Origin of the sequence: Neobacillus notoginsengisoli (genome assembly GCF_003515685.1) — a bacterium.
GTDB lineage: Bacteria > Bacillota > Bacilli > Bacillales > Cytobacillaceae > Bacillus_D > Bacillus_D notoginsengisoli.
The window spans coordinates 164,395-178,271 of record NZ_QWEG01000011.1; the positions used below are offsets into that span (position 1 = coordinate 164,395).

Here is a 13,877-nt window from a genome sequence, read left to right on the forward strand (position 1 = left end):
TACACCGGCACATCCGGCATCTGGCTTCGGAAATGAAGAGGCATAAGTATCCCTGGCCGTCATAAGCTGAAAACCCAGCCTGACCGATTTTCAAATTACTCGAAAAAGTAGCCCAGGAACTTTTTAACTTTGGTCGTCATTTTTTCTTCAGGCTGTTTGGCCTGCTTTTGTTTTGGCTGCGGTTTCGTTTGCCTTTTTTCTTTTTGCTCGGTAGGATGTGGAATGCTTACCGATTCGGTGCCATAATCCTCATATTTACTGTTTTTGCTCGCATACTTAATGAGGCCGACTCCTGTCGTATACTGAGGTTCCCGAACCCCGATATAATCAGGAACTGCCCTTCTCACCCTTGTTTGGAAAACAGCCTGGGCAAGTTCCAAAACCCCTTCCATATTCGAGACTCCGCCGGTAAGGACAAAGCCGCCGGGAAGATCCCTCACACCCAACCGCTTTAATTCATTTAGGACCATTTCAAAAATTTCTTCCAGCCGTGCTTCAATTATTTCCGATAGCTCAAGCTGGTTGAATTGCTGATGCTGGTCGCTGCCGATAACAGGGACACTGAACACCTCATCCTCAGCAGCATCCTCATAAAAGGCATGCCCATATTTCAGTTTTATCTTTTCAGCATTCTCAGTCGAGGTTCTCAGGACGATAGAAAGATCTTTCGTAATATGTTCGCCGCCTAGCGGTATGACACTCGTTGAGGTTAAACTCCCTTCTTCAAAAACCGCTATTGTCGTTGTTCCCCCTCCAAGGTCAATCAGGGCAGTGCCTAGATTTTTCTCATCCTCTGATAATGAAAACACGCCTGCCGCCAGCGGCTGAAGTGTAATATCCAAAACCTCAAGGTTTGCACGTTCAACACACCGCAAAAGGTTATGTAAAATTGTTTTATACCCAGTAATGATTGAACCTTCCATCTCAAGCCTAACTCCCATCATGTTAATGGGGTCTGTTATCTCATCCTGGCCATCGACAATATACTGTTTTGGTACGACATCGATAATTTCTCTCTCTGGTGGGATCGATATCACCTTTGCCGCATCTTCAACCCGGTAAATATCCTCGCGGGTTATCACCTTGTCTTCACCAGATACGGCAACAACACCATGGCATGGCTGGAGCAGGACATGGTTCCCTGTAACCCCAACAATCACCTGGCGTATCTCCATTCCTATCATTCTTTCTGCCTGTTCAACTGCTTTTTTAATAGAATGAACGGTTTCCTCTATATCAACGATGGCCCCTTTTTTCAGGCCTGCTGATTTTACATTGCCAACTCCGATAATATTTAATGAGTCATTGACTTTTTCACCAATAATCACCTTTACACTGGATGTACCGATGTCAAGACTTACAAATATCTCATTGCTGTTCATCCTATGGCACCTCCTTTTAGCCCATACTGCACCCATTTTATTTTAGAGTTCATAAAATTGTAAATATAATTATATATTATAAAAATATTCGTCAGAACGAAATGATTCCCTTTAAAAAAAATCATTTTTTTTCAGTTTTTTCCCTGGCTGCTGTCCATTTCGACAAGATGATCCTGCGAATGACCGCAATGTTTTGGAACAGCCTGACCCCAAATGCAAATACAGCAGCTAAATACAAGTCTACACCAAGATGTACTCCCAGGAAAGCTAAACTTGCTGCGAGTATAATATTAAAGAAAAAACCTGAAACAAATACTTTTTCATCATAAATATTTTGAAGCTGCGCCCTAATTCCGCCAAAGAGGGTATCCAATGCGGCCAGGACCGCAATCGATAAGTAATTGGAATACTCATCAGGAATCCTGATTTCGGTCATAAGTCCGAGGATGACTCCAATAATAAGCGCCAAAAGCGGAAGCCACATTAAGAATCCCCCCCTTCATCAGCATTCGCGGGTTTCATGTTGTTCGTCCTGATTTTATTAGAATACGCCTCAAAGGTGATTTCCGGCATTGGGTCTGAAACCGTTAATTTAAGGTTTTCTATAAAAAATTCTTCCGCCGACTGGGAGGCTTTCATTCTATTTGATAGTTTCTCAGCTTCCATCATACTTTCCGCTGCCACTTTCACTTCAATCGGCAGGCTAACCAGCCTGTGGCCATCAATTCTTGTTTCAGCACTGACTTCCCGGATGACAGTTGAATTAATCACTCTCTGGCCATCAACCGAAATAACCTTTGCTTCATACATATTCAATTCATTTAACAGCCTTTTTAACAAATCAGGGGAAATGGAACTGCCAGCCGGTTCACCGAGCATGAATTCTTCAAACACAGGTTCAATTGTTAAAATGATTCCGGGTGCTGTGATTTCGGATAAGCCGGCTTCGGTTTTCAATTCCTCAAGAGTATCCTTTAACACGGTTTCCTTTCTGTGCGTCCGTTTGGATTCGTAACCAGCTAATTTTTCTTCAGTTGAACGTATTTCAGTAAGCAGGTCTGACTGGAGTTTCTTTTCCTTGAGTAAATCTTGGCGAAGCTGCCATATATCCCTCGTGTCCCTCTCGACTGGTTCCTTCACAGTTTGAAACTGAATTGCAACCATAAACCCGATTATAGCGGCTATAATTGAAAAGCTGGTAAGTTTATGTCTCTGCTTGTCCACATGATTCACCTGGCCTTCTTAAGTGGACATTCCATTCCATTCGTTAGCTGCCCAATATAGGATTCATTAAGATTAAATCCTTTTTTTCAAGTGTAAAGACAATATTGTCATTTACCAATTGATCCTTTACGCCACCGCTCATATTTAATGCCTGTTCCAGAACAGGCGGATCACCTATTGCTGAAATGACAAACGGGGCTGGGTGCTGTTTTCCATCGACTGTAATGACCGGCCCGTTACAAACAATGTAGGAACGGCTCGAGAGCCTTTGGCCATTGATGGCAACAGCAGAAGCACCGGAAATATATAATTCATTCACTACTTTGAACACATGGTATTCATGAACAAGATAATTATTTATATTTTCATTTTTGGGATCATACTCTCCATCTTGGAGCGACACTTGGATACCAGGCCCCTTAACTTTCATTTTCCCGAGAAACATCCTGTATTTTTCCGCTTCCGCAGCTATCGAAGAATATCCTTCCTCTTCTTTCGATAATTCCTTTTCAATCTCCCGCATTTTCGATTGTTTCGTGATATATTCATTTTGAAGGCGTCTATTTGTTTCCTCAAGGGCGATTAGCTGGTTGCGCAAATCCAGCGTCTTTTCATACTGGCTACCTGTGACAGCTTCATTTTTATGCTTATTTTCCACACGTGTCAGATGATAGGAAAAAGCCATAATAAAACCTAGTACAAGGCACACAAGTGAAAAAATCACCTGATTACCTTTCACCTTCTTCTTCAAGGCCTTCCTCCCTTTCTTTTTCATACGCTTTAAAGAAAGATCCGACTTCCAAATCAATAACCCCTTTGATGTTGGGATCAAGCTGGCTGGCTATCGAGGGATAATGAACCATTTTTTCAGAAAAGGTCCTCAGTGAAGCACTTACTTCAAAACCATCATTCATAAACAGTGATACATGGAATTTATTAGTTTTTTGTGGCGTATAGTGGATTTCTGAAATGGAGTTGTATATTTCCTCAGGGAGGGACCCAAGTGACTCTGCCAGTTCATCCAGTGCTTTCCCCTCTTTAAAACCCACAAGGACAGGCACATTTTCTGATAGGGTTTGTTTTTTATTATCTTCCAGAATTTTTCCGTTCTCCAGAACCGGAAAAAATCCTCCTTCTTTAACGAGATAACCAATCCATTCATATTCTTTAACCTGAATCATAATGGTATTTGGCAGGATTAGCTTCACTGCGGCATCCTTGATTTCAGGGAGTTTTTCTACTTTTTCAGCAGCCACGCTTTTTTTGATTTTCCAAACATTATCCTTTTTTGTAATACCTGCAGCACGAGCAAGCTGAGATTCGCTGTATAAGGAATTCCCGGTTACTTTAATTGAGCTGACATGGCTCAAAGGGGATTGAATATAAACGACGCATGCAATCAGGATAAAGAACATGAAAAGCAGAAGAATGAGCCTCCTATTTGCTTTTTTACGCCTTTGCTCCTTCAATTTTGGTATACGGTCTTCCAATGATAATACTTTATTTTTTTGCATGTTTGTCCACCCCATTATGATTAGTGCAAAAATCCCGAATAAAAAGCGGGACAATCTAAAACAACGGCACGATAGTCTCATGCCGTCGTTTTGGTACACAGCTTTTCGCCTAATCCAATGGAAATATTATAGCATACATTTTAGGGGCTTTCAGAAGATTTTCCCTCTAATTTCTGCCAACGATTTCTACTTCGGTTTCCATCCTGATATCGTAAAGGCTTGAGATTGTATCTTTTACGTGCTGAATCAGGGCAAGTACGTCTTCAGCGGTGGCATTCCCTGTATTGACAATGAAATTGCCATGCATTTCAGAGATTTGTGCTCCTCCTATTTGATGACCCTTGAGGCCTGCTGACTCAACAAGCCTTCCAGCATAATTAGGCAGAGGATTACGGAAAATGCTCCCTGCACAAGGAAAGTTCCAAGGCTGGGTCTCTTTCCTGTAGTCTTTATTTTTTTGTAATTCCTTTGTAATTTCTTCCCGGTTCCCGTGTTGAAGCTGGAACACAGCTTCCAATACAATTCCGGGCCTCTTTTTCTGCAGGATTGAAGTCCTGTACGAATATTCGAGTTCCTCATTTGTTAGCCACTCCATCTTGCCGTCTTCGAACAGGATATGGGCTTTTTTCAATATTTTACTGATGTCCGAACCATGTGCCCCCGCATTCATATAGACCGCGCCACCAACGGATCCCGGAATACCGCCAGCAAATTCAAACCCTTTCAGTCCCCCCCTGCTGATCGTTGTCGCCAGAGAAATCAGAGATTGTCCGCCCCCGGCCGTGACTTCTGTATCGTCAATCTTTAGCTCGTCAAGGCCTTGGCCGAGTTTAATTACTACACCATTGATGCCTTTATCGGAAACAAGCAAATTGGAGCCACGGCCAACCACACGCCATGGAACATGATGCCCATTGATAATTTCCATTGTCTTAAGCAAATTCGCAATCGATGAAGGTTCCACAAATAAATCGGCAGGACCACCTATTTTAATCGTTGTATGCTGGGACATTGGTTCTAATTCTTTCACTCTGCCGATGGAAGCCAATTCAAGTTCTTTTTTTACCACTTCCATAAAACCCATCCTTTACCTTTTTCATATAGAGTAATTTTTTTAGTTTATGCAGTGGGCACTCAGGAGTTTCCTGAGCAGCCGCTAATTAAAATCAGGATTGGTAGCCCCGATTATTTTTTTGACAGTTCAAGCATTAGTTTATAGAGTCTGGCCGCGGAATCAGGAACGCCAAGTTTCTTTGCTTCCTTCCCCATCGAAACCAGCTTTTCCCTGTCCAGGAGAATCCCATCGATCGTTTCAACAAGCTTTTTGCTTGATAGCTCAGTCTCTTTTAGGAGTTCAGCAGCTCCTCTTGAGCTAAGCGATAGCGCATTTTTCTCCTGATGATTGGCCGTTACATATGGGCTTGGGATAAGAATGCTCGCTTTGCCAAGAGAGGTCAATTCAGCCAAAGTGGTTGCTCCCGCTCTGGAGACCACCAAATCCATCCCCGCCAAAACCTCCGGCATATTATGGATAAACGGCTTAATCACTACATTGGCAGGACTGCCCACCAATTCAGCCTCTCTCTGTACTTCCTCAAAATGCACTTCTCCCGTCACATAAAGGACCTGATAAGGTTTAGAGGAAAACTCACCAAGTGATTGAACAACTGCCTCATTGATTGGCCGGGCACCCCGGCTTCCTCCAAAAATCAAAACTGCAGGTTTCCGTGTTTCGAGGCCAGCCGAGAGTCTGCCTTTGATTCCATCCTTTCCAATTACCTCCGAAGCGCGCGGATTCCCTGTAAAGACCACTTTATCTTTCGGGAAGTATCCCTCTGCTTCTTGAAAGCAAACGGCAACCTTATTTACATATCTGCTTAAAAATTTATTCGTAAGGCCTGGTATGCTGTTTTGTTCATGGATGATAGTTGGGATGTTCAGCTTAGCCGCCGCGTATACAACCGGCCCGCATACATATCCACCTGTTCCAATCACCACATCCGGTTTGAATTCCTTTAAAATCGTTTTGCTTTTTTTAACCCCCGCAAGGAATCTCCATATTGTTTTTGCATTTTCAAAAGATATTTTTCGTTTAAAGCCGGTTATATGTATAGATTTAAAAGGGATATTTTCCCGTGGGACAAGATTGCTTTCAAGCCCCTTCTCTGTTCCGATATATAAAAACTGCGCTTTCGGATTTTGTTTTTTTATTTCCCTGACCAGGGCTAGTGCCGGATAGATGTGCCCACCGGTTCCCCCGCCGCTAATGGCGATTTTCATACGTCCACCTCACTAATCAATCATGCTTTTTTAAGCGGATGAGAGTTGTAGAAGAGCACCCGCTCTATTTACCTCATTCTACTATAATTTAAACCTAGAAACGACTGAAAAGGTGCTAGGATTTTCTTACCAGCATGCCTTGAAGGCTGAGGTAAAAAAAAGAACCCCGTTATGACAGGGTTCTTTAATCAATACTTTACATAACGGCTAATATTCAGAAGGACACCGATTGCCATCAGCATCAGGGTCAAAGACGAACCCCCATAACTCAAGAATGGGAGGGTTATGCCAGTAACCGGCATTAGACCAGTCACAACCCCGATATTAATCATGACTTGCACCGCAATCATAGCAACAATTCCGACTGCCAAAAAACTCCCGTATAAATCAGGTGCGCCAAGTGCAATCCTGATGCCTCTCCATAAAAGAAGTGCAAAGAGAATCAACACTAAAGAGCCGCCTATAAACCCAAGCTCTTCCGCTAGAATGGCAAAAATAAAGTCCGTCTGTGGCTCCGGCAAGTAAAAGAACTTTTGCCTACTCTCCCCAAGACCAAGTCCAAACAAGCCGCCAGGCCCGATTGCATAAAGCGATTGGATTATTTGAAAGCCACTGTCCTGCGCATCCGACCATGGATCTAAAAACGAAGTAATCCGTTTGATCCTATAGGGAGCTGAAATGATTAGGCCGGCGAAACCAATAACACCAAGCAGCATTAGGCCGGCAAAATGAAGAATCCTTCCTCCGGCAACGAATATCATCACCATGCATGTCCCTACCATGACAGTCCCGGTCCCAAGGTCTGGCTGAAGCATAATCATGCCAAATGCCGTAAAAACGAGTGTAAGCGATGGGACGAGCCCCTTCCTAAAGGAAGTTATCAGCTTTTGGCGTTCAGAAAGGTATTTTGCCAGGAAGGCGATCATTGCAAGTTTCATAAATTCGGACGGTTGAATGGAGAAGGCCCCAACGCCAATCCAGCTTCTCGAGCCATTTCTCACATTTCCGATTCCGGGAATCAAGACTAATAACAAAAGAAAGAAACATACGATAATGATGACTTTTGCCCAAGTCCGCCATGTCCAATAATTTACATTCATAATAAAAAACATGGCAGCAATCCCAACCCCTGCAAAGAGCATTTGCCGTTTTGCAAAAAAGAAGGAATCATCGAATTTAAACTCCGCCCAAACAGCACTGGCGGAGTAAACCATTATGAGGCCAAATGTTAAAAGCGCCAAGGTAATAATTAACAGAATCATATCAGGAGTGTTTTTCTTAGCAGGCACTTGGTTACACCCTCTAACCCGGTAAATTGGGCCTTTCCGAAGGCCGGAAACGAGTTGCGCGCGGCCGCTCCAGCAAAAGACAAGCCCTTACTAAAGTTTATGCACGGCCTCGATAAACATGTCGCCCCTGACCTCAAAAGTTTTGTACTGATCCCAGCTTGCACAGGCTGGAGACAATAGGATCACATCCCCAGGTTCTGAGAGCTGGTACGCCTTCGGTACAGCACCTTCAACATTATCGGCCCGGACAATCGTTTTTATTCCTGCCTTAATTCCTGCTTCTTCAATTTTTCCGGCCGTTTGGCCAAAAGTAACCAATGCTTTTACTTTTTTTAATGCAAGGATTAATTCGTCAAACTCATTCCCTCTATCCAAACCGCCGGCAAGAAGAATGACCGGGGCATCAAACGCCTCCAAGGCTTTCGTTGTCGCAAGGATATTCGTAGCCTTGGAATCATTGTAAATTTTTCTGCCGCTTTTTTCTGCAACAAACTGCAAACGGTGGCGGACGCCTGTAAAGGTTTTTAAAACTATCCTGATTGCATCATTGGCAACCCCTGATAGCTTTGCAGAAGCTATAGCCGAAAGAATGTTTTCGAGGTTATGGGCACCTGGAAGCGCCACTTCGTCCCTCCTGATGATTCGTTCATCACCATACATCAGCCACCTATCCCTCACGTACGCCCCTCTTCCAAGGTCTTTTACCGCTGAAAATGGGACGAGTGTAGCTTTTGTTTTACGGGCAATTTCTTCTACTTCTTCCTGGTCCGCATTGTAAATAAAGTAATCATCTTGATCTTGATTTTTTGTAATATTTGCTTTCGCTTGATTGTATTCCGCCTTTGTTTCATGGTAATCCAGATGCGCTTCATAGAGATTGGTTAGAACTCCAATCCTAGGCTTAAACGTGTCAATACCCATCAGTTGGAAGGAAGAAAGCTCGATGACAATTGTATTTTCCTTTGTGGCCTCTTGGGCGACCCCGGATGCGACCGTCCCGATATTGCCGGCAATGAGGGGATGCTTCGCACCTTCCTTAAGCATTTCAAAGATCAGTGTTGTTGTAGTGGTTTTGCCATTCGTCCCTGTGATCGCGATGAAAGGAGCTTCAGATATCTGGTATGCAAGTTCCACTTCGGTAATGACTGGAATGTTTTTTTCAAAGGCTCTTTTGACCATCGGATTTGAATAGGGAATGCCCGGATTCTTCACAACAAGCTCGAACCCTTCTTCCATAAGTTCGACTGGATGGCTCCCGCAAATGACTGTAATCCCCTGCTCCAAAAGCCCTTGGGCCTCTGTATTTTCCGAAAGGGGTTTGAAATCATTCACGGTGACAAACGCGCCTAACTTATGGAGCAGTGCGGCGGCAGTGACTCCGCTTTTCGCCAGGCCCAATACAAGAATTTTTTTATGCTGATACGTATCAATAGTAAACACTACAACCACACCTCAATATAGATTCCGAGTATTGCCAGCAGCAGGCCTACGGACCAAAAAGTAACGACGACACGCCATTCAGACCAGCCTGATAATTCATAGTGATGATGAAGCGGGCTCATTTTAAATATTCTTTTTCCAGTCGTTTTAAATGAGATGACTTGCAGGATGACTGAAAGTGTTTCAATTACAAACACTCCGCCAATCACAAGTAGCAGGATTTCCAGACCGGTCAATATGGACAATGCGGCAATCGCCCCACCCAAGGCGAGGGAACCTGTATCTCCCATAAAAACTTTCGCGGGGTGTGAGTTGAAAACGAGGAACCCTAATACCGCGCCTACAACCGCTACACTAAAAATCGATAATTCAAATTGTGACTGGTTCCATGCTAGAACTGCATATGCGCCAAAAGCGATTGCCGCTGTACCGGATACTAGCCCGTCAAGGCCATCGGTCAGATTTACTGCATTCGAAAAACCAACAAGCCAGAAAATGACAAACAACAGATAGATCCAGCCTAGGTGGATGGGTTCATCGCTAAACGGCAATCTTATGGCAGAAGGCAGCTCACTACTTCTGTAAAGAAGATAAAAAATAACAGAGATGATGATTTGGCCAAGCAACTTTTGTTTAGACGTAAGGCCAAGGTTTCTCTTCATTGCTACTTTGATGAAATCATCAAGAAAGCCAAGAAGCCCAAAGCCGGCTGTAACAATAATCAGCATATACGTTTTAGCTGTCGGTTCTGCATATTTCCCAACCATTACAATTGTTGTGATGATAACGGACAGCAGGATCATCAAGCCGCCCATTGTCGGAGTACCCGATTTTTTTTGGTGCGACTTAGGGCCTTCTTCCCTAATGCTTTGCCCGAATTTCAGCCTCCTTAAAAATGGAATGAAAACAGGCGACGTAAGAACGGTTATTAAAAACGCCATTAAAATCGTAAATAAGATGACTTGCTCAAGCATGGGTATTCCCCCTTCCTGGGCCAGCGGCAATAGCGTTTTCCAATATTACCGCTCCTTCATAGGAATCCTTTTCCAAGATGTCAAAATGATAATAAGTAAGGTAAGTATTCGTGGTAATCATATCTATCTACTATCTCCAATGTATTTTTTTCGGTTTTTAGGCCTTATTCAGCACAGCATTTCTCGCGATGACCCGGTCATCGAAATCATATTTTATCCCCTTGATTTCCTGATAAGTTTCATGTCCTTTCCCGGCAATCAGAATCACATCTCCGGTTTTGGCTTCATTGACGGCAAATTCAATCGCTTCCTTACGGTCAGGAATCACTTTGTAGTCCCTACCCTGAACGCCTTTCTCCATATCACGGAGAATCTCGATTGGGTCCTCATTTCGGGGGTTGTCAGACGTTAAAATTGGATTTGTCGCGTAATCACATGCAATTTTTGCCATCAGCGGCCTTTTTGCACTGTCACGGTTACCTCCACATCCAGCAATAACATAAATATCTTTTTCAGCAAATTCCCTAATGGTCGCCAGGACGTTTTCCAAACTGTCAGGGGTATGGGCATAATCAACGATAATAGTAAAGTCCTGCCCTGCATTGACAAGTTCAAATCTTCCTGCGACGCCCTTGATCCGTTCGAGCGAGCGTATAGCGTCCTCGAGGCTGATTCCTGAAACGGCCGCAGCGCCAATTGCAGCTAGTGCATTGTAAACATTGAACTTGCCAACCTGCTTCATTTTGACAGGAAAAGTTCTCCCTGCAGTTTCAAGTGTAAAAGCTGTTCCCTGCGGGGACAAGACAATATCAACAGCGCGTAAATCAGCCTTCTTGTCAATTCCATATGTAAGGACATGGGCGGCAGTTGCCCGGATAAAATCAACTGTAGCTGCATCATCCGCATTTAATATCGCAAACTTTGGGGCAGTGCCTGAATACGTATTCCCGAGCTGGGAAAACAGCAGGCTTTTGGCATATTTATACCTATCCATTGTCTTATGATAATCAAGATGGTCCTGAGTCAAGTTTGTGAATACTGCTACATTAAAATCTGTGCCATGCACTCTGCCAAGGTCCAACGCATGGGATGAGACTTCCATGACAGCGTGTTTGACACCCGAGTCTGCCATTTTCCGGAATGTTTTTTGCAAAACAAGGCTTTCTGGGGTTGTATTTTTTGTTTCTAATTTAACATCGCCAATCTTTGTATACATCGTGCCAATTAACCCCGTCTTGCTCCCCGCATCAGCAAAGATCCTCTCAATCAAATGCGAGGTGGTCGTTTTCCCATTCGTCCCTGTAATGCCAGTTAAGTGAAACTGCTTGCTTGGATGGCCATAAAAAGCATCGGCCAGAATCGCCTTTGCCCTCGTTGTATCCGGAACAATTACGACCGGTACGCCAACTTCAAGCTTGCGCTCGGAGACAATGGCAACTGCCCCCCTCTCAACCGCTTCCGGGGCAAAATCATGTCCGTCAGCTGTATATCCTTTTATGCAAATAAAAAGGCTGCCTTCCCGGACCTTCCTGTGGTTGTTTTCCACCGAGCTGATTTCCGGGTTCCCGCCTGGGAATGGACCTAGCAAATAGAGGCTCTTTAATAGGTCATGCAATTTCATTTCTTTTTCAATCCTCTCATATCAAACAATCGTTACCTATTTTACATGAAACAGTTTCTTTTCGCCATTAATCCATAAGCCTTTTTTTTACGATAAAAATTACCTGAAATCCCTTGTTGATACAGGGAAAAAGGCGGCAAGGATTACGCCGCCTTTTTTATTTTATTCCTTTTTGCCAAAATAAAGAATGATTGTTGAGCCTTCCTTGACTCTCGTTCCCGCCTGAGGCAGTTGTTTCATGACAACATCACCATCGCCTTTCGCTTCGATCCTCAGGTTGATCATTTGCTCACTGATTTCTTTCTTTGTAAGCCCTTCTAACTCAGGCATCGCAATCATGGGCACATCTGTCCAAGTCTTTTTCTTTTCGATTTGTTCATGCCTCGGTTTAACTCCAAGCGCAATCAAGGAGTCCTTCATAATATTTCCAACAATCGGCGCCGATACAACTCCGCCGAATTGTACAGTCCCCTTCGGATTATCAACAGCGACATAAACAACGAGTTGTGGCTTATCGGCTGGCGCGAAACCAATAAATGAAACTATATGGTTGTTTTCAAGATATCTTCCACCCTGCGCCTTTTGGGCAGTCCCGGTCTTTCCGCCTACCCTGTAGGAATCAATGAATGCTTTCCCCCCGGTTCCTTGTGCTACAACGCTTTCTAGAGCAAATCGGAGTTGTTTGGATGTTTCTTCAGAGATGACTTTTCGTTTCAGGCTTGGCGAGTTTTTCATGACAATCTGCCCTGACGCTGGGTCAATCAGTTCTTTTGCAATATAAGGTGTATACAAATACCCACCATTTACCGCTGCTGCTACCGCCGAAACCTGCTGAATGGGGGTGACCGAAACCCCTTGGCCAAATGCGGTTGTAGCTAGTTCAACAGGTCCGACACGGTCCATCTTGAAAAGGATCCCCGTCCCCTCTCCCTGCAGGTCTATTCCTGTTTTTTCCCCAAACCCAAATCCTTTTATATAACTGAATAGCTTTTCCTTTCCGAGTCTTTCACCAAGTTCGACAAAACCTGGGTTGCAGGAGTTTTGTACGACCTCAAGGAAAGTTTGGCTTCCGTGTCCGCCCCTTTTCCAGCATTTAAGCCTGGCGCCGCCTACTGTGACGCTTCCGGAATCATGAAAATGCTCTTTCTCCAAATTCACTTTCCCTTCCTCAAGTGCGGCGGCGAGGGTGATGATTTTAAAAGTAGAACCAGGTTCATAGGTGCTCCAGACAGGCAGGTTCCGGTTATAGACTTCCTGGGGAACAGATCGGAAATCTGCAGGGTCAAATGTCGGTCTGCTTGACATGGCCAAAATTTCCCCATTGTTCGGGTTCATGACAATCGCAATCAATCCATCTGGATTATATGTCTTCTGGGCGATTTCCAATTCCCTTTCTACAATCGTCTGTATCTTCGTATCAATCGTCAGCTTTAAATCCAAGCCATCGGTTGGCGGCTCATAGTCATCAGCCATATCGTCCATCCTGCGGCCCTTTGCATCAGCATAAAATTGGACAGAACCTTTTTCTCCGCTTAGCTCTTTATCATAAAACAATTCGAGTCCCATTAACCCTTGATTGTCAATTCCAGCAAAGCCGAGGACATGGGACAAATATTTTCCATATGGGTAATGGCGCTTCGAGTCGCCGCCAATATAGATCCCCTTCAATCCAAGTGCGCGTATTTCCTTCGCCTTGGCATGGGATATTTTTCTCCCCGCTGGCAGACGGATCATGGACTCCGTTTCAACCAGGCTTTTCAAGATACGTTCTTTCGGCGCTTTTAAGATGGCAGCAAGCCTGGAGGCTGTATCCTCCGGATCGATAATTTGCCTCGGAACGACCCATACAGTCGGAGCACTAATATTGGTGGCGAGAGGCACTCCGTTCCGGTCAACGATTTCTCCTCTTTCCGGAGCAAAAGGTATTTCCCGGCTCCATGAGTTCTTTGCCCTGTCAGTCAGCATATCGCCCATAAAAAACTGCACATAACCAAGGCGAACATCAATAATGAGAAACACTGCGACACCAATGAATAGGACTGCCAATAACCGTTTTCTTACAGTTACATTCGAAACCCGCATTCAGAACGCTCCCCCTTCTTTCTTGCATCCTTCCCGTTGTCTGGCAGCGAGAAAATTGCAGCCTCTTAAGA

12 protein-coding genes are annotated in these 13,877 nt (G+C 44.2%); all 12 read right to left on the reverse strand.

Translation table 11 applies throughout. The annotated features are described in order from the left end of the window. Positions 1-95 precede the first annotated feature (95 nt). Complete coding sequence (gene ftsA, locus D1B31_RS17395) at positions 96-1,382, reverse strand: cell division protein FtsA (protein WP_118922760.1); 1,287 nt, start codon at positions 1,380-1,382, stop codon at positions 96-98. Positions 1,383-1,503: 121 nt separating this feature from the next. Beyond that, positions 1,504-1,866 carry a small basic family protein gene (locus D1B31_RS17400; RefSeq protein ID WP_118922762.1) on the reverse strand — a complete coding sequence of 121 codons (363 nt, stop codon included), beginning with the start codon at positions 1,864-1,866 and terminating at the stop codon, positions 1,504-1,506. Then, positions 1,866-2,546, reverse strand: a complete 681-nt coding sequence (locus tag D1B31_RS17405) for a DUF881 domain-containing protein (RefSeq protein WP_118922899.1) — start codon at positions 2,544-2,546, stop codon at positions 1,866-1,868. Before D1B31_RS17405 ends, D1B31_RS17400 begins: the two co-directional genes overlap by 1 nt. A 103-nt stretch (positions 2,547-2,649) precedes the next feature. Continuing rightward, the gene (locus D1B31_RS17410; protein ID WP_118922764.1) at positions 2,650-3,381 is read right to left on the reverse strand and encodes a DUF881 domain-containing protein; all 732 of its coding nucleotides are present in this window, start codon (positions 3,379-3,381) and stop codon (positions 2,650-2,652) included. Further along, entirely contained in the window at positions 3,335-4,120 is a 786-nt protein-coding gene (locus D1B31_RS17415; protein ID WP_118922766.1) for a cell division protein FtsQ/DivIB, read from the reverse strand. Before D1B31_RS17415 ends, D1B31_RS17410 begins: the two co-directional genes overlap by 47 nt. A 166-nt stretch (positions 4,121-4,286) precedes the next feature. Further along, positions 4,287-5,195: a UDP-N-acetylmuramate dehydrogenase gene (gene murB / locus D1B31_RS17420; protein ID WP_118922768.1), complete on the reverse strand. Its 909-nt coding sequence runs from the start codon at positions 5,193-5,195 to the stop codon at positions 4,287-4,289. Between the two features lie 110 nt (positions 5,196-5,305). Next, positions 5,306-6,400 carry an undecaprenyldiphospho-muramoylpentapeptide beta-N-acetylglucosaminyltransferase gene (murG, locus tag D1B31_RS17425; RefSeq protein ID WP_118922770.1) on the reverse strand — a complete coding sequence of 365 codons (1,095 nt, stop codon included), beginning with the start codon at positions 6,398-6,400 and terminating at the stop codon, positions 5,306-5,308. 188 nt (positions 6,401-6,588) lie between these two features. Further along, on the reverse strand, positions 6,589-7,689 hold the full coding sequence (gene spoVE / locus D1B31_RS17430; RefSeq protein ID WP_118922772.1) for a stage V sporulation protein E: 1,101 nt from the start codon (positions 7,687-7,689) through the stop codon (positions 6,589-6,591). A 90-nt stretch (positions 7,690-7,779) separates the two neighbouring features. Next, complete coding sequence (murD, locus tag D1B31_RS17435; RefSeq protein WP_118922774.1) at positions 7,780-9,129, reverse strand: UDP-N-acetylmuramoyl-L-alanine--D-glutamate ligase; 1,350 nt, start codon at positions 9,127-9,129, stop codon at positions 7,780-7,782. Beyond that, positions 9,129-10,103, reverse strand: coding sequence for a phospho-N-acetylmuramoyl-pentapeptide-transferase (mraY, locus tag D1B31_RS17440; protein ID WP_118922777.1), 975 nt, complete (start codon positions 10,101-10,103; stop codon positions 9,129-9,131). The genes murD and mraY overlap by 1 nt, the downstream gene beginning before the upstream one ends. Positions 10,104-10,260: 157 nt before the next feature. Then, entirely contained in the window at positions 10,261-11,724 is a 1,464-nt protein-coding gene (locus D1B31_RS17445; RefSeq protein WP_118922779.1) for a UDP-N-acetylmuramoyl-L-alanyl-D-glutamate--2,6-diaminopimelate ligase, read from the reverse strand. 162 nt (positions 11,725-11,886) lie between these two features. Beyond that, positions 11,887-13,806: a stage V sporulation protein D gene (locus D1B31_RS17450; protein ID WP_118922781.1), complete on the reverse strand. Its 1,920-nt coding sequence runs from the start codon at positions 13,804-13,806 to the stop codon at positions 11,887-11,889. Positions 13,807-13,877: the final 71 nt, after the last annotated feature.